The sequence below is a fragment of the Geodermatophilus maliterrae genome (assembly GCF_041018925.1).
Lineage (GTDB): Bacteria > Actinomycetota > Actinomycetes > Mycobacteriales > Geodermatophilaceae > Geodermatophilus > Geodermatophilus maliterrae.
In genome coordinates this window covers 38,550-58,606 of the sequence record NZ_JBFNXQ010000007.1, presented here as the reverse complement: position 1 = coordinate 58,606, position 20,057 = coordinate 38,550, and the positions used below count along the sequence as shown (strand labels likewise).

Below are 20,057 nucleotides of genomic sequence, written 5' to 3'. Positions count from 1 at the left end.
CCCGGAGCCGACTGGCGCACCGCGGCTACCTTGGGGCGGTGCTCGTCCGCTCCGACGCCCGTCTCGCCGACCTCACCACCCTGGGGGTCGGTGGTCCCGTCGACCGGCTGGTCGAGGTCACCGACCCCGACGAGCTGGTCGCCGCCGTGCGGGAGGCCGACGAGGCCGGGCGGCCGCTGCTGGTGCTCGGCGGCGGCTCCAACCTGGTCGCCCCCGACGACGGGTGGGACGGCGACGTCGTCGCGGTCCGCAGCCGGGGTGTCGATCGGCACGGCGACATGCTCCGGGTGCAGGCCGGCGAGGACTGGGACGACCTGGTCGCGGGGACCGTCGAGGAGGAGCTGGCCGGGATGGAGGCCCTCTCGGGCATCCCCGGCTCGACCGGCGCGACACCGGTGCAGAACGTCGGCGCCTACGGCCAGGAGGTCGCCCAGACGATCACCGCGGTGCGCGTCTACGACCGCGCCGAGAAGACCGAGCGGACGCTGACCCCGGACGAGTGTGCCTTCGGCTACCGCGACAGCCGCCTGAAGCGCGAGCCCGGCCGCTTCGTCGTCCTCACCGTGGACTTCACGCTCGACCCCGGGCCGCTGTCCCGGCCGGTCGGCTACGCCGAGCTCGCCAAGCGGCTGGGCGTGGACCTGGGCGGGCGGGCGCCGCTGGCCGACGTCCGCGCCGCCGTGCTCGACCTGCGCCGCGGCAAGGGGATGGTGGTCGACCCGGCCGACCCCGACACCCGCAGTGCCGGGTCGTTCTTCACCAACCCCGTGGTGCCGGCGGAGCAGGCGGTGCCGGGCTGCCCGAGCTGGCCGGCCGGGGACGGGCAGGTCAAGCTCAGCGCCGCCTGGCTGGTGCAGTCGGCCGGCTTCGGCCGCGGCACCCGCGACGGGCGGGTGGGGACGTCGTCGCGGCACAGCCTGGCGCTCACCACCGAGCCCGGGGCGACCGCGGCCGAGCTCATGGCCTTCGCCGAGCGCGTCGTCGCCGCCGTCCGCGAGCGGTTCGGCGTCACCCTGGTCCCGGAGCCGACGCGGCTGTAGCCGCCGCCCGGACTCAGCGGCGGGTGAGGCTCAGGAACATCACGTGCAGGCCGACGTAGCCGTGCTCGGGGTGGTCGAAGGCGCCCGGCACGGTGCACAGCACCTCGAACCCCAACGACCGCCACAGCGCGACCGCAGGGGCGTTCGTCTCGACGACGGCGTTGAACTGGATGCCGCGGTAGCCGGCGTCCCGCGCCCACGCGACGACGTGCTCGCCCAGCACCCGCCCCGCGCCGCGACCCTGGACGGCCGGGTCGACGAGGAAGCTGGCCGTCGCGACGTGCGACCCGCGCCCGGGCCGGTTGGGCCCCATCTTGGCGCTGCCGACCACCGTGTCCCCGTCGACGGCGACGACCGTCCGCCCGGGCGGCCGCTCCATCCACAGCGGCCGGGCCTCCTCCAGCGAGAGCCCCGCCGGGTAGGCGTAGGTGCGCCCGGCGTCGACCACCGACCGGAAGAACGGGTGGATGGCCGGCCAGTCGTCGTCCGTCGCCTCCCGGACGAGCGGACGGCGGTCACTCGGGCTCACGGGCCACCTTGTGCTGGGCGGCCTGGGCGCGCGGGCGGACCACCAGCAGGTCGACGTTGACGTGGTGCGGGCGGGTCAGCGTCCAGGCGATGCAGTCGGCGACGTCCTCGGCCACCAGCGGCTCGCGCACCCCGCGGTAGACGGCCTCGGCCCGCTCCCGGTCGCGGACCCGGTTGAGGGTGAACTCCTCGGTCCTCACCATCCCGGGCGCGATCTCGATGACCCGCACCGGCTCGCCGACCAGCTCCAGCCGCAACGTCTCCGCCAGCGTGTGCACCCCGTGCTTGGCGGCGGTGTAGGACGCACCGCCCTCGTAGCTGACCAGGCCCGCCGTGGAGCCGACGAACAGCACGTCACCCGCGCCCGAGGCCCGCAGCGCCGGCAGCAGCGCCTTGGTCAGACGGACGGTGCCGAGCACGTTGACCTCGTAGGTGCGCGCCCACGAGTCCAGGTCGGCCTCGGCCACCGGGTTGGCGTCGAAGGCGCCGCCGGCGTTGTTCACCAGGACGTGGACCCGCGGCAGCTCCGCCACGAACGCGTCCACCGACACCGGATCGGTGACGTCGAGCGGGAGGGCCCGGGCGCCGATGCCGTCCGCCAGCTCGGTCAGCCGGTCGAGGCGGCGGGCACCCAGGACCACGTCGAAGCCCTCGGCCGCCAGCCGGGCGGCCGTGGCCGCGCCGATGCCGCTGGAGGCGCCGGTGACGACGGCGGTGCGGCCGGTGCCGGGGAGCGGTCGGGCAGGGGGCGGGATGGCGTCGGCAGGACCGGGCATGTGGCCATCCTGGCGCTGTTGCAGACTGGTGAGTCGACAGGGGTGCCGCCCGGCGCCCGGGGACGCGCCGGAGGCGGGAGGTCGGAGTGCCCGCTCGCCGCTTCCTGCACCCCCGCACGCCCCGACGGGTCGCCACGATCTCGGTGCACACCAGCCCGCTCGACCAGCCCGGGGCCGGCGACGCCGGGGGCATGAACGTCTACATCGTCGAGGTCTCCCGCCGGCTGGCCGCCCGGGGCATCGCCGTCGACGTCTTCACCCGGGCCACCTCCAGCGACCTGCCGCCGGTGGTCGAGATGAGCCCCGGCGTCACCGTGCGGCACGTCAGCGCCGGCCCCTTCGAGGGCCTGGGCAAGGAGGAGCTGCCGGCCCAGCTGTGCGCCTTCACCGCAGGCGTCCTGCGCGAGGAGGCCCAGCACGAGCCCGGGCACTACGACGTCGTCCACTCGCACTACTGGCTGTCCGGGCAGGTCGGCTGGCTGGCGCGCGACCGGTGGAGCGTCCCGCTCATCCACACCGCGCACACCCTGGCCAAGGTGAAGAACGCCGCGCTGGCCGCCGGTGACCGGCCCGAGCCGCGTGCCCGCGTGATCGGCGAGGAGCAGGTGGTCGCCGAGGCCGACCGGCTGGTGGCCAACACCGAGGAGGAGGCCCGCCAGCTCGTCGAGCACTACGGGGCCGACCCGCGGCGCACCCTCGTCGTCCCCCCGGGCGTGGACCTCGACCGCTTCCGGCCCGGCGACCGCGCCGCCGCCCGGCGCGCGCTGGGCGTGCCCGCGGACGCCGTCGTGCTGACCTTCGTCGGCCGCATCCAGCCGCTCAAGGCGCCCGACCTGCTGCTCGAGGCGGCCGCCCGCATGCTCGACGACGACCCCGCCCTGCGCGACCGCCTGCAGGTGCACGTGGTCGGCGCACCGAGCGGGTCGGGCCTGGAGGCACCGCGCCGCCTGGAGGAGCTGGCCGCGCGCCTCGGCCTCGCCGACCGCGTGCGCTTCCTGCCCCCGCAGGCCCCCGACCGGCTGGCCCTGCACTACCGGGCCGCCGACGTCGCCGTCGTCCCGAGCCACAACGAGTCCTTCGGCCTGGTCGCGCTCGAGGCGCAGGCCTGCGGAACGCCGGTGGTCGCCGCCGCGGTGGGCGGGCTGCTGACCGCCGTGCGCGACGGCGTCTCCGGGGTGCTGGTCGACGGCCGCGACCCGGCCGCCTACGCCGCGGCCGTCCGCTCGGTGCTGGCCCGCCGGCCGCTGCTGGCCGCCGGCGCCCGCCGGCACGCGAGCGACTTCTCCTGGGAGCGCACCGCCGACGCCCTGGTCGCGGCCTACGCCTCCGCGGCCACCGAGATGGCCGCCGCGACGGCTGCCGCGGCCCGCCGCCAGCGGGTGCACGGCGTGCTGTGGCCGGTGCCCGGGACGCAGGTGGCCTGGTGAGCCGGGACGGCCAGGAACGGCCCGCCCGGGCCGACGTCGTCGCCTCGCTGGACGCGGTCATCGACCGGACGCTGCGCGACAGCGAGCTGGTGCACGAGCACCCGACGCCCGGCCGGTGGCTGGTCGACCTGCCCGGCACGAAGAAGCTCAAGACGGTGTGCGGGCTGATCGTCGGTGAGCACGCGTTGCGGGTGGAGGCCTTCGTCTGCCGCCAGCCCGACGAGAACCGCGAGCAGCTGTGGACCTACCTGCTGCAGCACAACGCCCGCATGTACGGCGTCGCCTACTCGGTGGACCGGGTCGGCGACGTCTACCTGACCGGCCGCCTCCCGCACGCCGCGGTGACGCCCGAGGAGCTCGACCGGGTGCTGGGCGCCGTCCTCAGCTACGCCGACGACCACTTCAACACGATGCTCGAGATCGGCTTCGGCACCTCGATCCGCCGGGAGTGGGAGTGGCGGGTCAAGCGCGGGGAGTCGCTGCGCAACCTCGAGGCCTTCGCCGCCTTCGCCCAGGCCGGCTCCCGCCGGGACGACGGCGACGGCGGCGGTGCACCGGCCGGGGGAGGGGACAGCCCGGACGGCGGGGCGTGACCGCGACCGAGCGGGACCGCGCGGCCGTCGGCGCCGACGAGCGCCCCGGCCACGCCCGGCGGTGGTGGGTGCTCGCCACCATGACCGTCTGCCTGCTCGTGGTGATCACGGGCAACACGACGCTCAACGTGGCCATCCCGACGCTGCAGCGCGAGCTCGGCGCCACCCAGGGCGAGCTGCAGTGGGCCGTGGACGCCTACATCGTCGTCTTCGCCGGGCTGCTGTTCTCCTGGGGCGTCATCGGCGACCGGATCGGCCGCCGGAAGGTCCTGCTCATCGGGCTGGGCGTCTTCGCCGCGGGGTCGGTGCTCGCCGCGTTCTCCAGCAGTCCGCTGGAGCTCATCGCCTGGCGGGCGGTGATGGGCGTGGGCGGCGCGGCCGTGCAGCCGACGACGCTCGCCGTCATCACCAACGTCTTCCCGCCGACCGAGCGCGGCCGCGCCATCGGCATCTGGGCGGCCACCGCGGGGCTCGCGGTCGCCGGGGGTCCGCTGGCCAGCGGCCTGGTGCTCACCCACTCCTGGTGGGGCGGCATCTTCCTGATCGGCGTCCCGGTGGCCGTCGTCGGCGTCCTGGGCACGCTGGCGTTCGTGCCGGAGTCGCGCGACCCGGACCCCGGCCGCCTCGACGTCCCCGGCGTGCTGCTGTCGATCGCCGCCCTGGCCGGCCTGGTCTACGGGCTCATCCACGGTGGCTCGGGCGTGGGCTGGACGACGCCGGGCGTGCTGGTGCCGCTGCTGGGCGGGGCAGCGCTCATGGCGCTGTTCGTCTGGCTGCAGCGTCGCTCGGCGCACCCGGCGCTCGACGTCTCGCTGTTCCGCCTGCCCGCCTTCTCCGCGGCGGCCGCGGCGCTGGGCCTGAACTTCTTCGCCCTGATGGGCGCGACCTTCTACCTCGTCTACTACCTGCAGGGCGCCCGCGGCTACGACCCCCTGCAGTCGGGTGCGGCGCTCATCCCGGTCGCGCTGGGGATGGCGCTCATGGCGCCGCGCAGCTCCCGACTGGCCGAGCGGTACGGCGCCAAGGCCGTCTGCGCCGGCGGGTTCGTGCTCATCACCCTGTCGTTCCTGGGCTTCCAGCTGCTCGACCAGGCCGCCCCGCTGTGGCTGCTGCTCACCACGCTGAGCGTGCAGGGCCTGGGCATGGGTGCGGTCATGGCGCCGGCCACCGAGTCGATCATGTCGGTGGTGCCGAGGGAGAAGGCCGGGGCGGGCGCCGCGGTCAACAACACCGTCCGCCAGGTCGGCGGCGCCCTCGGCGTGGCCATCCTCGGCTCGCTGCTCGCCACCGCCTACGCGGCGAACATCGGCCGGGCCGTCGACGTGCTGCCGGCGCCGCTGCGCGCCGAGGCGAGCACCTCGATCGCGGCCACGCTGGAGAGCGCGCGGACCACCGCGGCGCAGGCCCGCGCGTCCGGGAACGAGGAGGCGGCCGCGGCGGCCGAGGCGCTGGTCGAGCCCGCGCGCGAGGCGTTCGTCTCGGCCATGCACGTCACCGCCGTCGGGACGGCCGCCGCCTCGGCGGTCGCCGCGGTCGTCGTCCTGGTCTGGCTGCCGGGACGACGCGCGCCGGCCCGCGCGGCGCCGTCCTCGTCGTGAGCGTCGGGACGGGGGACGGGGACGGGACCGGGCCCTAGCGTGGGGCCCGTGCAGGACCATCCCGCCGCGCAGGAGCGCCTGGGCCGCGCGCTGATCGGCGTCGTGGCCGCCTCCGGCCTGGTGTACCCGCTGCTGCTGTGCGCGGTGCAGCTGGTGTTCGCCCAGCTCTTCGTGGTCGACGTCGTGGCGACCGCGCTGTGGCTGGTCGTCGCCGTCACCTGCTGCGTGGCGCTGGTGGCCGCGGTGCGCTGGGGCGCGGCCCGCCGGGTGCGCAGCCCGTGGCTGCTGGCCGGCCTCGCACCGCCGGCGCTGTACGAGGCGTGGGTGCTGTGGCCGCTGGTGACCGCCTGAGGAAGGACCACCCTCCCCCTGCCGCCCGCCGGCTCGCAGCGGGACCCTGCAGTAGTGCCGTTCCAGTGCCTCGACGGAGCCGGTCGGGCAGGATGGGCCCGTGACGATGTCTGCGGTGACCTCCCCGGGGACCCTGGTCCTGCTCCGCCACGGCGAGAGCGAGTGGAACAAGGCCAACCTCTTCACCGGGTGGGTCGACGTCGAGCTGTCGGAGAAGGGCCGGACCGAGGCCGCCCGCGGCGGGCAGTTGCTCGCCGAGCAGGGCCTGCTGCCCGACGTGCTGCACACGTCGCTGCTCAAGCGGGCCATCACCACCGCCGAGCTCGCCCTGGCCGCCGCCGACCGGCAGTGGATCCCGGTGCGCCGGTCGTGGCGGCTCAACGAGCGGCACTACGGCGCGCTGCAGGGCAAGGACAAGGCCGCCACGCTCGCCGAGTACGGCGAGGAGCAGTTCATGGTCTGGCGCCGCTCGTACAGCACCCCGCCCCCGCCGATCGAGGCCGGCAGCGAGTACTCCCAGGACGCCGACCCGCGCTACGGCTTCCTGCCGCCGGAGGTGCGCCCGGCCACCGAGTGCCTGGCCGACGTCGTCGTCCGGATGCTGCCGTACTGGTACGACGCGATCGTGCCGGACCTGCGCACCGGCGCGACCGTGCTGGTCGCCGCCCACGGCAACAGCCTGCGCGCGCTGGTGAAGCACCTCGACGGCATGGGCGAGGACGAGGTCGTGGGGCTCAACATCCCCACCGGCGTCCCGCTGCGCTACGACCTCGACGCCGACCTCAGGCCGGTCAAGCCCGGCGGTGAGTACCTCGACCCCGACGCCGCCGCAGCCGCCATCGAGGCCGTCAAGAACCAGGGCAAGAAGTAGGACGCACGGACACGACGAGCCGGGACGGCACGTCGTGGCGGTGGAGGCCGGTGGGCCGACCGATCACCCGGCGTGCGATCCCACAGCGTGCATCTCCCGCTCGCCGGTGACCAGGTAGACGACGCGGCGGGCGACGCTGACCGCGTGGTCGGCGAAGCGCTCGTAGTAGCGGCCGAGCAACGTGATGTCGATGGCCGACTCCATGCCGTGCGGCCAGTCGGGACTGAGCAGCTCGGTGAACAGCTGGCGGTGCAGCGCGTCCATGAGGTCGTCGTCGCTCTCGAGCTCGGTCGCCGCCTGGACGTCGAGCTTGGCGATCACCGCGCCGGTCTTGGTGACCAGGCTCTGCGCGACGTGGCCGGCCTCGAGGAAGATCGGCCGCACCTCGGCGGGCACGGCGGACTCGGGGAAGCGCATCCGGGCCAGCTTGGCCACGTGGGCGGCGAGGTCGCCCATGCGCTCGAGGTCGGCGACGATGCGCATCGCGGTGGTGATCGTGCGCAGGTCGGTGGCGACCGGCTGCTGCCGGGCCAGCAGGGTGAAGCAGCGTTCCTCGAGGCTCTCGCGCACCGCGTCGACGTGCTCGTCCCCGGCGATGACCAGGTCGGCGAGGGTCACGTCGGCGTCGAGCAGGGCGGTCGTCGCCTTGCTCATCGCCGAGCCCACCGAGTTGGCCATCTCCACCAGGCACGTGTTGATGTCCTCGAGCTCTTCGCGGTAGTGCTCCCGCACGGGGTCCTCCTCGTGGCCGGCCGCGGCGAGGCGGGCAGCGCTCCGGTCGCCGTCTGCATCCGGTGCGCCGACGTCTGGAACTCGAGGGTAGGAGGTGTGAGCGCGATGGAGATCCCCACCTGGTGAACGAGCGGGCACGGCCACGTGAACAGTCCCCGTCGGCGGCCCCGTGACCACTCGCACGGGGGATGCCCGGAGCGCGGCGCGGCCTAGCATCGCCCCTGTGAGCCCGCTGGTCGCCCTCGTGGCCGGCCTCGTCGTCGGCGCCCTCGTCGCGGCCGCCGTCGTCCTGCTCGCGCGCCGCCGGTCCGCCGTGCCCGAGCGGGGCGTCGGCGAACCCGATGCCGGAGCGGCCCGGGAGGCCCAGCTCGCCCGCCGCCTGCTCGACCTGATGGACCCCGCGGTGCTCGTCCTCGACGCCGACGAGGCCGTCGTGCTGGCCAATCCCGCCGCGCGCGGCTTCGGCATCGTCCGCGACCGCCGCCTGCTGGTCCCCGAGCTGCTGCGCCTGGCGCGCGACGCGCGCACCTCGGGCAGCCGCCGGGCCGACGTGCGGCTGCCCGGTGATCTGGTCGGCACCGGACCGCACACGGTCGGGGTCCACGCGGTGCGGCTGGGCAGCGGCCCGCCACCGACCTCCGGGCCGGTGGCACTGGTGCTGCAGGACGTCACCGAGGCCCGCCGGGTGGAGGCCGTCCGCCGGGACTTCGTGGCCAACGTCGGCCACGAGCTCAAGACGCCGGTCGGCGCTCTGGGGCTGCTGGCCGAGGCCATGCAGGGCGCCGCCGACGACCCGGAGACCGTGCAGCGCTTCGCCGCCCGCATGGCGCACGAGGCCGACCGGCTGGCGCGCCTCGTCCGCGAGCTGATCGACCTGTCCCGCTTGCAGGGCGCCGAGCCGCTGCCGGAGCTGGTCCCGGTCGACGTCGACACCGTCCTGGCCGAGGCGGTCGACCGCACCGGCCTCGCCGCCGCCGCCAAGGGCATCACCATCGCCGTGGGCGGCCGGCCGGGGCTGGTCGTGCGCGGGGTGGAGGCGCAGCTGGCGACAGCGGTGACCAACCTGCTGGCCAACGCGGTGGCCTACAGCCCGGAGAACACCCGCATCGCCGTCGGCGCGCGGGCCCGCTCGGGCTTCGCCGAGATCGCCGTGACCGACAGCGGCATCGGCATCCCGCGCCAGGACCGCGGGCGGGTCTTCGAGCGCTTCTACCGGGTCGACCAGTCACGGGCCAGCAGCACCGGCGGCACCGGGCTGGGCCTGGCCATCGTCAAGCACGTGGCCAGCAACCACGGCGGCTCGGTCACCGTGTGGAGCGAGGAGGGCCTCGGCTCGACCTTCACCCTGCGCATCCCGCTGGCAGCCGAGACGCCTCCCGACCCCGACTCACCCGAACCCGCCGGCACGGCGCCCGATGCCGTCGCCGGTCAGTTCCAGGAAGGACGCCCATGACCCGAGTGCTGGTGGTGGAGGACGAGGAGTCCTTCTCCGACGCGCTGTCCTACATGCTCGGCCGTGAGGGCTTCGAGGCGGTGGTGGCCCCCACCGGCCCCGACGCGCTGGCCGAGTTCGACCGCGCCGGCGCCGACGTCGTGCTGCTCGACCTCATGCTGCCCGGGCTGCCTGGCACGGAGGTCTGCCGGGCGCTGCGCTCCCGCAGCAACGTCCCGATCATCATGCTGACGGCCAAGGACTCCGAGGTCGACAAGGTCGTGGGCCTGGAGCTGGGCGCCGACGACTACGTCACCAAGCCGTACTCGGCACGCGAGCTGGTCGCGCGCATCCGCGCCGTCCTGCGTCGGCGCGGGGACGCCGAGGCCCCGGCCGACGGCACGCTGGAGGCCGGCCCGGTGCGCATGGACGTCGAGCGGCACGTCGTCGCCGTGGACGGCGAGCCGGTGGCGCTGCCGCTCAAGGAGTTCGACCTGCTCGAGCTGCTCCTGCGCAACGCCGGACGGGTGCTCACCCGCGGCCAGCTCATCGACCGGGTCTGGGGCTCGGACTACGTCGGCGACACCAAGACCCTCGACGTCCACGTCAAGCGGCTGCGCGCCAAGATCGAGCCGGACCCGGCCAACCCCAAGCACCTGGTCACCGTGCGGGGGCTGGGCTACAAGTTCGAGACCTGAGAAAGGTGGAAGGACCCCGTCCTCCCCACCCTTCGCGGGCTCAGGGCGGGGCCCGGGACGGGGCCGTGACTGGGGCCGGGGGCCGGCCGGGGGCTCAGTTGCCCCGGCCGGTCTCCTCCTGCAGCTCGTCGATCTTGCGGGACGCGTCGGCCTTGGTGATGTCCTCCGGCACGTCCTCCCCGGCCTGGCGCGCCAGGGTGTGCAGGTAGCTCTTCTGCGCCCCGGTGGCGGGCTCGTCGCCGGTCACCCAGTCCGACGGGTCCTTCTCGGCGGTGGGGTCGCCGGCCTGGCCGGTGTTGACGTTCTCTTCGCTCATGTGTTCGAGTCTAGGCGGAGGTCAGCTCCGCCGCAGGTCGGGCGGCGGCGCGGACGGCACGCGCCTCCTCCCAGCGCCGGCCGGTCCGGTAGACGTGCACGCTCCCGCAGGAGGGGCACTCCACCGACAGCGCGACGTGCGTCGGGTGGTTGGCGACCGATCGGATGCGCCGGTCTGCGACCAGCTCGTCGGTCCGGGTCACGGGGCAGGTGATCAGCAGCACGGGACCAGCCTGCGCCGGTCCCGGTGCCGCGACGAGTGGCAGGAGTGACATGGTCCGCGTCGTTCCTGCCATGATGGCGCGGTGACCGGAACCGACCGTCCGCTCGTCGTCAGCCTGCTCGCCGGTGACGGCGTCCTGGGGGCCTTCGGCCTGGGCGTGGCCGCCGAGGTCTTCGGCTACGACTACACGCGCTTCGGCCTGCCGCGCTTCGACTTCGCCGTCGTCACCGACCGCCCGGGCATCGTGCGCACCGACACCGGCCTGGCGCTGTACGTGGAGCACGGGCTCGAGCGGCTGACGGTGTCCGACATCGTCCTCGTGACCGCCTGGGAGAAGCTCTCGGCACCCGTGCCGCCGTCGGTCCTCGACGCGCTGCGGGCGGTGCACGCCCGCGGCGGCCAGATCGTCAGCCACTGCACCGGCGCGTTCGTCGTCGCGGCGGCCGGCCTGCTCGACGGGCGACGGGCCACCACGCACTGGCGCTACGCCGGCGAGCTGGCCGCCCGCTACCCGGCCGTCGAGGTCGACCCGCGGGTGCTCTACGTCGACGAGGGCACGATCATCACCGGTGCCGGAACGGCGAGCGGCGTCGACGCCCTCCTGCACCTCGTCCGCCGCGAGTGGGGCTCCACCGCGGCGACCGCGCTGGCCCGCGAGATGGTCGTCCCCCCGCACCGCGACGGCGGGCAGGCGCAGTTCATCGACACCCCGGTCGCCCGCTGCGAGGACGACCTGCTCGGCCTCGTCCTCGACTGGGCCCGGGCGCACCTGGCGGAGGAGATCAGCGTCGAGGTGCTCGCCCGGCGGGCCCTGATGAGCCCGCGCAGCTTCGCCCGCCGGTTCAAGGCCACCACCGGGACGACGCCGCACGCCTGGCTGCTCGACCAGCGGCTGTCCGCCGCCGAGACGTTGCTCGAGGGCAGCGACGCCTCCGTCGAGGAGGTCGCCCGGCTGGTCGGCTTCGGCACCGCCGCCGGCTTCCGCGAGCAGTTCGCCCGCCGTCGTGGCGTGTCGCCGCGGACCTACCGGCAGACCTTCCGCACCGGCGCGGTCGTGCGGGCGGCGCGCGACGACGGCGACGCCGCTTGAGGGGTCACAGCGGGACCGGCCGGGCCACGCCGACCAGGGAGTCGAGCCGCCCGGCGTTGGCCGGGGCCAGCGGGTTGCGGACCACCTGGGTGAGCGCCAGCCCCGCGCGGGACAGCAGCACCGCGTGGGTGCGCGGGGTGAAGTGCCAGATGTGCTCGGCCGGTTTGAGCGTCCACCAGCGGGTGCCCAGCAGGCGCGCGGGCAGCGACGAGACGTAGGGCGTGGAGAACAGCACGACGCCGTCGTCGGCCACCAGCGACCGGGCGCTGCGCCAGAAGTCGAGCGGGTCGGGCACGTGCTCCACGGTGTCCCACGCGCAGACGACGTCGAAGCCGGGGCGCAGCGGGGCGTCGGCGAGCTGACCGCAGAAGACGTCGAGGCCGAGCGTCTCCCGCGCGTGCCGGGCGCCGGTGCGCGACAGCTCCACCCCGCTGGTCTCCCAGCCGGCCTGCCGGGCGGCGTCGAGGAACAGGCCGTAGCCGGCGCCGACCTCCAGCAGCCGGCCGTCCGGGCCGCGGCCGCGCACCCGGTCGAGCAGCGCGAGCCGGCCCGCCGTCCAGGTGCGCTGCAGCAGCATCGCGGGGTCGAACCGGCCGTCGGCGACCGCGGGGCCGCCGCCGTCCTCACCCCCGCCGTCGACCCCGCCGCCGTCGACCCCGCCGCCGTACACGCCGCCCTCGAAGTAGCCGACGTCGTCGTAGAGCCGCTGCAGGGCCTCGGGGCGCAGCCGCGGGCTGACGAAGACCAGGCCGCACCGCGGGCAGCGCACGACGCCGAAGGGGGCGAGGTCGTGCACGAGCCGACCGCGCACGCCGCAGAGGCAGCAGTCGACCTCCTCGGTGTCCTCGGCCGTCCAGGTCACCGGGGCAGTCACGCGGTCAGCCTACGGAGCCTCCGGCCCCGCTCCCAGTTCCGGTCCGTGCCGCGCCCACCGGCGCGCCGGCCGGCCGTTCCCCTCCCGACTCGGGGTGGCGCTGGGCGAGCAGCGTGGTGATCCGCCGGCGGACGGCGTCGGACACCAGCCCGGTCCCGCCGGACGGGGCGTCGGCGCCCAGCAGCTCGCCCGGGACGACGACGTAACGGGTGGGGGCGGCCTCGGCCTGGGCGAGGAAGGCCGCGCGGACGGCGTCGGCGTCGGCGTCGGCCGGGCCGGCGGTGACGGGGGAGTCGACGACCACGGTCAGATCGGGCAGCAGGCCGCGGGTGGCCCACAGCGACGTCCGGAAGATGCGGTCGGCGTCCAGACCCTGCCCGGCGCCGTGGAAGGCGATCGAGGTGTCCACGTAGTGGTTGCACACCACGACCTGGCGCCGCCTGAGCGCCGGGCGGATCACCGTGGCCACGTGCTCGGCCCGGTCGGCGGCGGCCAGCAGCGCCGCGGTGTAGGCGGCCACCGGCCGGCCCTCGCCGTCGGTCACCGACCGGCCGGCCGGGGGCGCCGGCGGGTAGAGCAGCTGGCGCACCTGCCGGCCCAGCGCCGTGTCGCTCGGCTCGTGGGTGGTCACCACGGTGTGACCGTCCTCCCGGAGCACCTGCGCGAGGTCGGCGGTGTAGCGGCGGGTGAGGTCGCGGTCGGCACCCTCGACCACGACGAACAGGCCGACGCCGCTCGAGGAGGCCGAGAGGAGGTCGGAGGTGCCCCACAGCAGCCGCAGCGAGTCGCGCAGGCGGGTCCGGGTCTGGGTCCGGTCGCGGGGCGCCACCTGCCGGACGGCGTAGGCGCTGACGCAGAGCGCGAGGACGCCGCCGACCAGCAGCGTGAGGCCGGGGCCGCTGAGGGTCAGGACCAGTTCGCCGAAGCGCAGCTCGTGCGTGCCCAGGAGGCCGGCCAGGCCCGGGCCGACGGCGACGGCGAGCAGCAGCACGATGCGCACCGAGGAGATGACGAAGGCGAACACCCGACCGCGCAGGCGGTCCTCGACCTCGAAGCCGATCAGCGTGTAGCCGATGATCCAGGACACCCCGGCGAACAGGCCGACGAGGAAGGCCGCGCCGGTGGCCAGCACGAAGTCCTGCAGCACCGACATGGCCAGCAGTGCCACCCCGGCCAGCCCGATGGAGCGGGCGAACAGCGCGCGCCGCGGCACCGTCGGCAGGATCCGCGGCCCGACGAGCATGCCGAGGGCCAGGCCGGTGAACACGATGCCGAAGACCACGCCGTAGCCGGCCGTGCCGGCGTCCAGCGTCGCGATGTAGAGCTGGGCGACGCCGATGATCAGCCCGCCGGCCCCGAAGGCGCCGATGACGCCGACGTAGAGGGCCCGCATGAGCGGCTGCCCGCGCAGGAAGGACACGCCCTCGACGACGAGGGAGAAGACGTTGGCCGGCGTCTCGCGGTCGGTGGCCGTCGGCGGGATCAGCGCCCGCGAGAGGAAGACGGTGACGGCCGAGAGCCCGAAGCTGGCCGCGTTGAACACCAGCGCGACGACGATCGCCGTCCGCGCGTTGCCGCCGTCGCCACCGCCGGGGAAGACCCGGCTGACCGTGGACAGCAGCGCGAACAGCAGGGCGGCCACCGGGACGGCGCCGTAGACGCTGAACAGCGAGACCTGGTTGGCCACCGCCAGCCGCTCCCGCGGCACGATCGCCACCCAGATCGCCTGCTTGGCCGGGTTGGTGAACAACCCGACCGCCTCGACGAGGAACTGGGCGACGTAGAGCCAGGTGAGCTCGTAGCTGACGGCCATCGACAGGTACAGGCTCAGCGCCAGCAGCTCGCCGACGACGACGGTGGTGCGCCGGTCGAGCCGGTCGGCCAGGGCGCCGGCGAGCGGGCCGAGGACCAGGTCGGGCAGCAGCCGGGTGAGGATGACGCCGGAGATCGCCGCGCCCTGCACCGCCGTCGACTGGTCGCTGGTGAGCTGCTGGGCCATCGCCGTCGTCGCCAGCAGGCCCAGCCAGTCGCCGAGGCTGGAGACGGTGATCGCCGCCCACATGCGCCGGAAGACGGGGATGCGCACCAGCGCGAGCAGGGCGTTGTCGTGACCGCGCCCGCTGGCCGACGACCCCGCACGCCCCGCCGCCTGTCCGTCGATCACAGTCCTCGCCGTCCGGTCGTCGCGGTGGTCCCGAGCAGGGTAGTGGCGGACGGTGCCGTCCGGGCGCTCCCACGATCCGCCGGGGGAGTCCCGCTCAGTCGGCCGGCCGGCGTCGGTGCAGCGTCAGCGGCACGGGTGGGGGACTGGCCGGGTGCGGCGCGACCAGGCCCTGGTCGAGCCGGGACTCGGTCAGCCGGCGCAGCTCGGCGTAGGCGGCCGCGCCCAGCAGCGCGGTCAGCTCGGGGCCGTAGGTGAGCACCAGCGGCTCGGGGGAGACGTGCGCGGCGGGGGAACCGGTGCACCACCAGTGCAGGTCCGCGCCGCCCGGGCCCCAGCCGCGGCGGTCGAACTCACCCACGGTGCTGACCAGCACGGTGCTGCCGTCGGGCCGCTCGACCTCCACCTGCTCGCGGCGCACCGGCAGCTGCCAGCAGACGTCGGGCTTGGTGGTCAGCGGGTGCAGCTCCTCCCGCAGCGCCATGCGGTGCAGCGCGCAGCCGCTGCCGCCGGGGAAGCCGGGCCGGTTGAGGAACACGCAGGCGCCGTCGACCAGGCGGGTGCGCAGCGAGCGGACGCCGCCCTCGTCGGGGGCCAGGTCGTCTGCGGGGTCCTCCTCCGTCCACGCGCCGCGGCCGACGGGGGCCAGCTGCCAGTCCTCGTCGGTCAGGTCGGCGACCGCGGCGGTCACCCGGGCGAGGTCGTCCTCGTCGGCGAAGAAGGCGCCGTGGCTGCAGCAGCCGTCGTCGGGCCGGCCGGGGACGACGCCCGCGCAGCCACGGCCGAACACGCAGGTCCACGCCGAGGCCAGCCAGGTCAGGTCGGCCCGCACGACGTGCCCCGGGTCGGCGGGGTCGGGGAACTCCACCCACTCCCGGGCGAAGTCGGGGTCGACCTCGGGGGGCGCGTCGTGCACCGCCCCAGCGTAGGGACGCCTCGTCGCGCGGTGCCCCGCGCTGTTCGCCGGCGACGACGGAGGGCCGGCTGCTGACCGGATCAGCCCGGTGGCCGCGGGACCGGCAGACTGACCGCATGCGGCTCGGGGTGCTGGACGTCGGCTCGAACACCGTCCACCTGCTCGTGGTCGACGCCCACCGCGGCGGCCACCCCACCGCGCAGCACGACGACCGCTGGCTGCTGCGCCTCGCCGAGCACGTCGGGGACGACGACGTGCTGTCCAAGGAGGGCGAGAAGGCGCTGGTGAGGGCCGTGCGCAAGGCGTGCGAGCAGGCCGAGAAGCTGGGCTGCGAGGAGGTGCTCGCGCTGGTCACCTCGGCCATCCGCGAGGCACGCAACGGCATGGAGGTGCTCGAGCGGGTGCGCCGGCAGACCGGCGTCTCGCTGCAGGTGACCAGCGGTGAGGAGGAGGCGCGGCTGACCTTCCTCGCCGTCCGCCGGTGGTACGGCTGGAGCGCGGGCCGGCTGCTGGTGCTCGACATCGGTGGCGGGTCGCTGGAGCTGGCCAGCGGCGTGGACGAGGACCCCGAGGTCGCGCTGTCGGTGCCGCTGGGCGCCGGCCGCATGACCCGCCGCTTCCTGCCGGAGGCCGCCACCGGCGGCCGGCCCGACCTCGCCGCGCTGACCGCCCTGGGCGACCACGCCGCCGACGTGCTCCAGCCCGCGGTGAAGAAGCTCAGGGGCGCCGGGCCGCCGGACCTGGTGGCGGCCACCAGCAAGACGTTCCGCACGCTGGCCCGGCTGACCGGGGCCGCCCCCTACTCGGCCGGGCTCCGGGTGCCCCGGGAGCTCTCCTGCGACGGCCTGGGCCAGCTGATCGGCTTCGTGTCGCGGATCGAGTCGCGCGCCCTGGCCGAGCTGCGCGGCGTGTCGCCCGACCGCGCCCACCAGGTGCCGGCCGGCGCGATGGTGGCGCAGGCCGCCATGCAGGCCCTGGACCTACCCTCCGTGCGGATCTGTCCGTGGGCGCTGCGGGAGGGCGTCATCCTCCGGCGACTCGACTCGTTGGGAGACGCGTGATGGCTCAGCCCCGGGACCCCGACCCACGACGCGACCCGGAGACCGGCGGGCGGCCGCTGGCCGACATCCTCCGCGAGGCCGGCATCGAGGCGCCGCGCAGCGTCCGCCGCCGTGGCCGCGGCGAGGACACCGGCGAGACGCCGATCAGGCAGCGCAAGCGCGATCCCGACACCGACGCCGGCCGGCCCAACCCCGGCCGCCGCGCCGGCGACACCGGCCGGCTGTCCCGCGACACGGGACGGGTCGCCGACCGTGGCCGGGTCTCCGGCACCGGTCGCGTCTCCGACACCGGGCGGGTGTCCGGCGACCCCGGACGGGTCCTCGGGGCCGGCCGGCCGTCCCGGGACGCGGCCCCGCCCCGCGCGGTCGCGAAGGGCCCGGCCGAGCCGTCCACGGCGGCCATCCCGGGACTGCGGCCCTCCGGCAAGCCCGGCGTCCCCGGGGCGCCGGGCAGCGACGCCGCGCCGGCCACCGGCCCGATCCCGGTCATCCGCGGCGACCAGCCCGAGCTGCTCGAGGACGAGCCGCTCGGTGCCCGCGAGGGCGTGGTGGCCTGGCTGCGCTTCGCCGCCGAGCTGGTCCTGGCCCTGGCCGCCGGGGTGGGCATCTACTTCCTGTCCACCGTCGTCTGGGAGCAGCTGCCCCAGGTCGCGGTGGTCCTCGCGCCGCTGGCGGTGACCGGCCTGGTCGCCGGTGTCGGCGCCTGGCGGCAGCGCACCGGGCGCGAGCCCACGGGCCTGCGGCTGGTCGCCGTCCTCGTCTTCGCCGGGACGCTGCTCACCATCGCGCCGGCCGCCGGGCTGCTCGCTGCCGCCACCTGAGGTGCCGGTGGACGGTCCGGCCGCGGCTCACTCGTCCTCGTCGTCGCCGTCCCCGTCGGCGGCCCGGGCGAACTGCTCGACGATCGCCGCGCCGAAGGCGTCGAGGTCGTCGGGGTTGCGGCTGGTCACCAGGTTGCCGTCGACGACGACCTCCTCGTCCACCCACTTCGCGCCGGCGTTGCGCAGGTCGGTCTGCAGCGACGGCCACGAGGTCATCCGGCGGCCGCGGACGACGTCGGCCTCGGCGAGCACCCAGGGCGCGTGGCAGATGGCCGCGACCGGCTTGCCGGCCTCGAAGAACGCCTTGACGAAGGCGACGGCGTCGGCGTCGGCGCGGACGAAGTCGCCGTTGATGACGCCGCCGGGCAGGACGAGCGCCGCGTAGTCGTCGGGGTCGGCCACACTGACCACCGCGTCGACCTTCTTCTCGTCGCCCTTGTCGATGTGCTGGTAGGCGGTGATCGTCCCGCTCGCCAGCGACACCAGCTCCGGCTCGGCCCCGGCCTCCTCCAGGCTCTGCCACGGCCGCTCGAGCTCGACCTGCTCGACCCCGTCGGTGGCGAGCACGGCCACCTTCATCCCGTCCAGTTCTCCTGCCATGCGGCGGCGGCTACCCGCGCCCGCTGAGCGGCACACCCGCGCGCACTACGGTCCGACCGGGACCTCGGACAGGCGGGAGCAGGGACATGAGCGAGCGGCGGGGCCTGGCGGTCCTGGGTGGCGGGAAGATGGGGGAGGCGCTGCTGGCCGGGCTGGTCCGGCGGTCCGGCCCCGAGGGCGTCGTCGTCTGCGAGCGGCACCCGGAGCGGGGGGAGGAGCTCGCGCAGCGCTACGGCGTCGACGTCGTCGGCCTCGAGGAGGCCGCCGCCCGCTCGCGCGTGCTGCTGCTGGCGGTCAAGCCGCAGGACCTGCCGACCCTGCTCGGCATGCTCGCCCCCTCGGTCACCGCCGACCACCTGGTGGTCAGCATCGCCGCCGGCGCCTCGACCGCCACGATCGAGGCCGCCCTGCCGGCTGGGGTGCCGGTCGTGCGGGTCATGCCGAACACCCCGGCGCTGGTCGACGAGGGGATGAGCGTCCTGTCCGCCGGGGCGTCGGCCGGCGAGGCCGAGCTCGACGAGGCCGAGGCACTGCTGTCCACGGTCGGCCGGGTGGCGCGGGTGCCCGAGCACCAGCAGGACGCGGTGACGGCGCTGTCGGGCAGCGGCCCGGCCTACTTCTTCTACCTGGTCGAGGCGATGGTCGACGCCGGGGTGCTGCTGGGCCTGCCGCGGGCGCTGACCACCGAGCTGGTCGTGCAGACGGCGCTGGGGTCGGCGGTGATGCTGCGTGAGTCGGGCCAGCACCCGGCCCAGCTGCGCGACGCGGTGAGCAGCCCGGGCGGGACCACGATCGCCGGGATCCGCGAGCTGGAGCGCCACTCCGTGCGGTCGGCGCTCATCGCGGCGATCGAGGCGGCCGCGCAGCGCTCGGTCCAGCTCGGCCGGGCCGACGGGAGCCGGTGACCGTAACCCCCACGACCCCACCGTGGGGGGACGCTGCGTCACCAAGTCGACACAGCGGCTTGCCGACGCGCCGATACGGCTGTGAAGCGAGTTGCCTAGGTGTAGTTCTGCCCAGGACGGACCGTTCCGCCTGTCCGTTTCTTCCATCGCTTCTGTCACGCCGGTCCCCCTACTCTCTGTATCAGCACGTGCGTGTCCCGTAGTCGGTGGGGAAGCCGACGCCCGACGCGTGCTAGGTCCGGAGATGATCATGACGATGTCCCAGCGCACCCACGCCGCCTACGTCCGCCCGGCCGTCCCCGGCCCGCGGCCGATGGCCCGCCCGATCCCGGCTGCCGCCATGGCCCGCCCCGTCGGCCCGCAGCACCCGGCCGCCGTCCCGGTCGGCCGCCCGGCCGTCCCGCAGCAGCGCGCCGCGGTCACCTTCCTGACCGTCGCCGAGGTCGCCAGCATGATGCGCGTCTCGAAGATGACCGTGTACCGCCTCGTGCACGCCGGCGAGCTCGCCGCCGTCCGCGTCGGCCGGTCGTTCCGCGTCCCCGAGCGCGCCGTCCAGGACTACCTGCGCGACGCCTACACCGACATCGCCTGAGGAAGGACCACCTCGCCCCCCGCCGCTCGCAGGCTCACGGCGGGCCCCTGCGAGGCGGCCGTACCAGCACCTCACCAGAGCGCGCCTCGCAGGATCGGCGCGCGAGCCCCTGCGAGGTGGCCGTTCCATCCCGTCGCCGGCGCCTCCACCCGGCCCTCCCGGGTGGGATCCGTCCGGCCCGGTTCCCCGCGGCAGCGTCGCCGCGGGGGCGCCGGGTAGGCTCGGGCGCCGAGCGACACCCCGGCCCCGGCCGGAGCCGTCGCACACGAGCTGATCCACACTCGCGTGGCGCCCGGTTCCGCCCCTGCGGTCCGTGCCACGCGGCCACGACGTCGGGAGCAGGACATGGGTTCGGTCATCAAGAAGCGGCGCAAGCGGATGGCGAAGAAGAAGCACCGCAAGCTGCTCAAGAAGACCCGCGTGCAGCGTCGCAACAAGAAGTGAGCTGACGCT

23 protein-coding genes are annotated in these 20,057 nt (G+C 75.4%); 14 read left to right on the top strand and 9 right to left on the bottom strand.

Annotated features, from left to right (window positions below):
• Positions 1-38 precede the first annotated feature (38 nt).
• Positions 39-1,040 (top strand): UDP-N-acetylmuramate dehydrogenase, encoded by a 1,002-nt coding sequence (locus ABQ292_RS04075; protein ID WP_369203486.1) that lies wholly within the window; start codon positions 39-41, stop codon positions 1,038-1,040.
• Between the two features lie 13 nt (positions 1,041-1,053).
• On the opposite strand, the gene ABQ292_RS04070 is transcribed toward ABQ292_RS04075, so the two are convergent.
• Positions 1,054-1,569 carry a GNAT family N-acetyltransferase gene (locus ABQ292_RS04070; RefSeq protein ID WP_369203484.1) on the bottom strand — a complete coding sequence of 172 codons (516 nt, stop codon included), beginning with the start codon at positions 1,567-1,569 and terminating at the stop codon, positions 1,054-1,056.
• The gene (locus ABQ292_RS04065) at positions 1,556-2,344 is read right to left on the bottom strand and encodes an SDR family oxidoreductase (protein WP_369203482.1); all 789 of its coding nucleotides are present in this window, start codon (positions 2,342-2,344) and stop codon (positions 1,556-1,558) included. Before ABQ292_RS04065 ends, ABQ292_RS04070 begins: the two co-directional genes overlap by 14 nt.
• 86 nt (positions 2,345-2,430) lie before the next feature.
• On the opposite strand from ABQ292_RS04065, the gene mshA reads away from it, so the two are divergent.
• The 5 genes from mshA (at position 2,431) to ABQ292_RS04040 (ending at position 7,184) form a co-directional block, all read left to right on the top strand.
• Positions 2,431-3,771: a D-inositol-3-phosphate glycosyltransferase gene (gene mshA, locus ABQ292_RS04060; RefSeq protein ID WP_369203480.1), complete on the top strand. Its 1,341-nt coding sequence runs from the start codon at positions 2,431-2,433 to the stop codon at positions 3,769-3,771.
• Positions 3,768-4,364 carry a type III secretion system chaperone family protein gene (locus ABQ292_RS04055; RefSeq protein ID WP_369203478.1) on the top strand — a complete coding sequence of 199 codons (597 nt, stop codon included), beginning with the start codon at positions 3,768-3,770 and terminating at the stop codon, positions 4,362-4,364. Before mshA ends, ABQ292_RS04055 begins: the two co-directional genes overlap by 4 nt.
• On the top strand, positions 4,361-5,962 hold the full coding sequence (locus tag ABQ292_RS04050; protein WP_369203470.1) for an MFS transporter: 1,602 nt from the start codon (positions 4,361-4,363) through the stop codon (positions 5,960-5,962). Before ABQ292_RS04055 ends, ABQ292_RS04050 begins: the two co-directional genes overlap by 4 nt.
• Before the next feature lie 48 nt (positions 5,963-6,010).
• A complete protein-coding gene (locus tag ABQ292_RS04045) occupies positions 6,011-6,313 on the top strand; it encodes a hypothetical protein (RefSeq protein WP_369203468.1) in 303 nt (100 codons plus the stop codon).
• Between the two features lie 106 nt (positions 6,314-6,419).
• Complete coding sequence (locus ABQ292_RS04040) at positions 6,420-7,184, top strand: phosphoglyceromutase (protein ID WP_369203594.1); 765 nt, start codon at positions 6,420-6,422, stop codon at positions 7,182-7,184.
• Between the two features lie 63 nt (positions 7,185-7,247).
• Here the strand turns inward: ABQ292_RS04040 and phoU are convergent, their stop codons facing one another.
• A complete protein-coding gene (gene phoU, locus ABQ292_RS04035; protein ID WP_369203466.1) occupies positions 7,248-7,916 on the bottom strand; it encodes a phosphate signaling complex protein PhoU in 669 nt (222 codons plus the stop codon).
• Positions 7,917-8,139: 223 nt separating this feature from the next.
• On the opposite strand from phoU, the gene ABQ292_RS04030 reads away from it, so the two are divergent.
• Positions 8,140-9,369 carry a sensor histidine kinase gene (locus ABQ292_RS04030; protein WP_369203464.1) on the top strand — a complete coding sequence of 410 codons (1,230 nt, stop codon included), beginning with the start codon at positions 8,140-8,142 and terminating at the stop codon, positions 9,367-9,369.
• Complete coding sequence (locus tag ABQ292_RS04025; protein ID WP_369203462.1) at positions 9,366-10,046, top strand: winged helix-turn-helix domain-containing protein; 681 nt, start codon at positions 9,366-9,368, stop codon at positions 10,044-10,046. Before ABQ292_RS04030 ends, ABQ292_RS04025 begins: the two co-directional genes overlap by 4 nt.
• 94 nt (positions 10,047-10,140) lie before the next feature.
• Here ABQ292_RS04025 and ABQ292_RS04020 read toward each other — a convergent pair whose 3' ends face one another.
• Positions 10,141-10,362: a DUF3072 domain-containing protein gene (locus tag ABQ292_RS04020; protein ID WP_369203460.1), complete on the bottom strand. Its 222-nt coding sequence runs from the start codon at positions 10,360-10,362 to the stop codon at positions 10,141-10,143.
• A gap of 10 nt (positions 10,363-10,372) precedes the next feature.
• Positions 10,373-10,585: a hypothetical protein gene (locus tag ABQ292_RS04015; RefSeq protein ID WP_369203458.1), complete on the bottom strand. Its 213-nt coding sequence runs from the start codon at positions 10,583-10,585 to the stop codon at positions 10,373-10,375.
• Between the two features lie 81 nt (positions 10,586-10,666).
• Here ABQ292_RS04015 and ABQ292_RS04010 point away from each other — a divergent pair, with 81 nt between their 5' ends.
• Positions 10,667-11,674, top strand: a complete 1,008-nt coding sequence (locus ABQ292_RS04010) for a helix-turn-helix domain-containing protein (RefSeq protein ID WP_369203456.1) — start codon at positions 10,667-10,669, stop codon at positions 11,672-11,674.
• A 4-nt stretch (positions 11,675-11,678) separates the two neighbouring features.
• Here ABQ292_RS04010 and ABQ292_RS04005 read toward each other — a convergent pair whose 3' ends face one another.
• The 3 genes from ABQ292_RS04005 to ABQ292_RS03995 all read right to left on the bottom strand — a co-directional run bounded on the left by ABQ292_RS04005 (position 11,679) and on the right by ABQ292_RS03995 (position 15,625).
• A complete protein-coding gene (locus ABQ292_RS04005; RefSeq protein ID WP_369203454.1) occupies positions 11,679-12,548 on the bottom strand; it encodes a class I SAM-dependent methyltransferase in 870 nt (289 codons plus the stop codon).
• Between the two features lie 4 nt (positions 12,549-12,552).
• On the bottom strand, positions 12,553-14,712 hold the full coding sequence (locus ABQ292_RS04000) for a bifunctional MFS transporter/dTMP kinase (protein ID WP_369203452.1): 2,160 nt from the start codon (positions 14,710-14,712) through the stop codon (positions 12,553-12,555).
• A 94-nt stretch (positions 14,713-14,806) separates the two neighbouring features.
• Entirely contained in the window at positions 14,807-15,625 is an 819-nt protein-coding gene (locus ABQ292_RS03995; RefSeq protein WP_369203450.1) for a DUF3109 family protein, read from the bottom strand.
• 116 nt (positions 15,626-15,741) lie between these two features.
• Between ABQ292_RS03995 and ABQ292_RS03990 the strand changes: the two genes are divergently transcribed.
• Both ABQ292_RS03990 and ABQ292_RS03985 read left to right on the top strand, forming a co-directional pair.
• On the top strand, positions 15,742-16,686 hold the full coding sequence (locus tag ABQ292_RS03990) for a Ppx/GppA family phosphatase (RefSeq protein WP_369203448.1): 945 nt from the start codon (positions 15,742-15,744) through the stop codon (positions 16,684-16,686).
• On the top strand, positions 16,686-17,507 hold the full coding sequence (locus tag ABQ292_RS03985) for a hypothetical protein (protein ID WP_369203446.1): 822 nt from the start codon (positions 16,686-16,688) through the stop codon (positions 17,505-17,507). The genes ABQ292_RS03990 and ABQ292_RS03985 overlap by 1 nt, the downstream gene beginning before the upstream one ends.
• Positions 17,508-17,534: 27 nt before the next feature.
• Here the strand turns inward: ABQ292_RS03985 and ABQ292_RS03980 are convergent, their stop codons facing one another.
• Positions 17,535-18,107 carry a type 1 glutamine amidotransferase domain-containing protein gene (locus tag ABQ292_RS03980; RefSeq protein ID WP_369203444.1) on the bottom strand — a complete coding sequence of 191 codons (573 nt, stop codon included), beginning with the start codon at positions 18,105-18,107 and terminating at the stop codon, positions 17,535-17,537.
• A gap of 86 nt (positions 18,108-18,193) precedes the next feature.
• Here ABQ292_RS03980 and proC point away from each other — a divergent pair, with 86 nt between their 5' ends.
• From proC to ABQ292_RS03965, 3 genes are all read left to right on the top strand, one after another.
• Complete coding sequence (gene proC, locus ABQ292_RS03975; protein WP_369203442.1) at positions 18,194-19,012, top strand: pyrroline-5-carboxylate reductase; 819 nt, start codon at positions 18,194-18,196, stop codon at positions 19,010-19,012.
• Between the two features lie 250 nt (positions 19,013-19,262).
• Positions 19,263-19,604, top strand: a complete 342-nt coding sequence (locus ABQ292_RS26675) for a helix-turn-helix domain-containing protein (protein WP_239568312.1) — start codon at positions 19,263-19,265, stop codon at positions 19,602-19,604.
• A 345-nt stretch (positions 19,605-19,949) separates the two neighbouring features.
• Positions 19,950-20,048: a 30S ribosomal protein bS22 gene (locus ABQ292_RS03965; RefSeq protein WP_012854759.1), complete on the top strand. Its 99-nt coding sequence runs from the start codon at positions 19,950-19,952 to the stop codon at positions 20,046-20,048.
• The last annotated feature ends 9 nt before the right edge of the window (positions 20,049-20,057 follow it).

Bases quoted from the DNA above. Each gene is read 5' to 3' on its own strand.
- ABQ292_RS03985 (WP_369203446.1), top strand. From the start codon at position 16,686: ATGGCTCAGCCCCGGGACCCCGACCCACGACGCGACCCGGAGACCGGC.
- ABQ292_RS04025 (WP_369203462.1), top strand. From the start codon at position 9,366: ATGACCCGAGTGCTGGTGGTGGAGGACGAGGAGTCCTTCTCCGACGCG.
- ABQ292_RS04065 (WP_369203482.1), bottom strand. From the start codon at position 2,344: ATGCCCGGTCCTGCCGACGCCATCCCGCCCCCTGCCCGACCGCTCCCC.
- ABQ292_RS03990 (WP_369203448.1), top strand. From the start codon at position 15,742: ATGCGGCTCGGGGTGCTGGACGTCGGCTCGAACACCGTCCACCTGCTC.
- ABQ292_RS03980 (WP_369203444.1), bottom strand. From the start codon at position 18,107: ATGGCAGGAGAACTGGACGGGATGAAGGTGGCCGTGCTCGCCACCGAC.
- ABQ292_RS26675 (WP_239568312.1), top strand. From the start codon at position 19,263: ATGACGATGTCCCAGCGCACCCACGCCGCCTACGTCCGCCCGGCCGTC.
- proC (WP_369203442.1), top strand. From the start codon at position 18,194: ATGAGCGAGCGGCGGGGCCTGGCGGTCCTGGGTGGCGGGAAGATGGGG.
- ABQ292_RS04020 (WP_369203460.1), bottom strand. From the start codon at position 10,362: ATGAGCGAAGAGAACGTCAACACCGGCCAGGCCGGCGACCCCACCGCC.
- ABQ292_RS04040 (WP_369203594.1), top strand. From the start codon at position 6,420: ATGTCTGCGGTGACCTCCCCGGGGACCCTGGTCCTGCTCCGCCACGGC.
- ABQ292_RS03965 (WP_012854759.1), top strand. From the start codon at position 19,950: ATGGGTTCGGTCATCAAGAAGCGGCGCAAGCGGATGGCGAAGAAGAAG.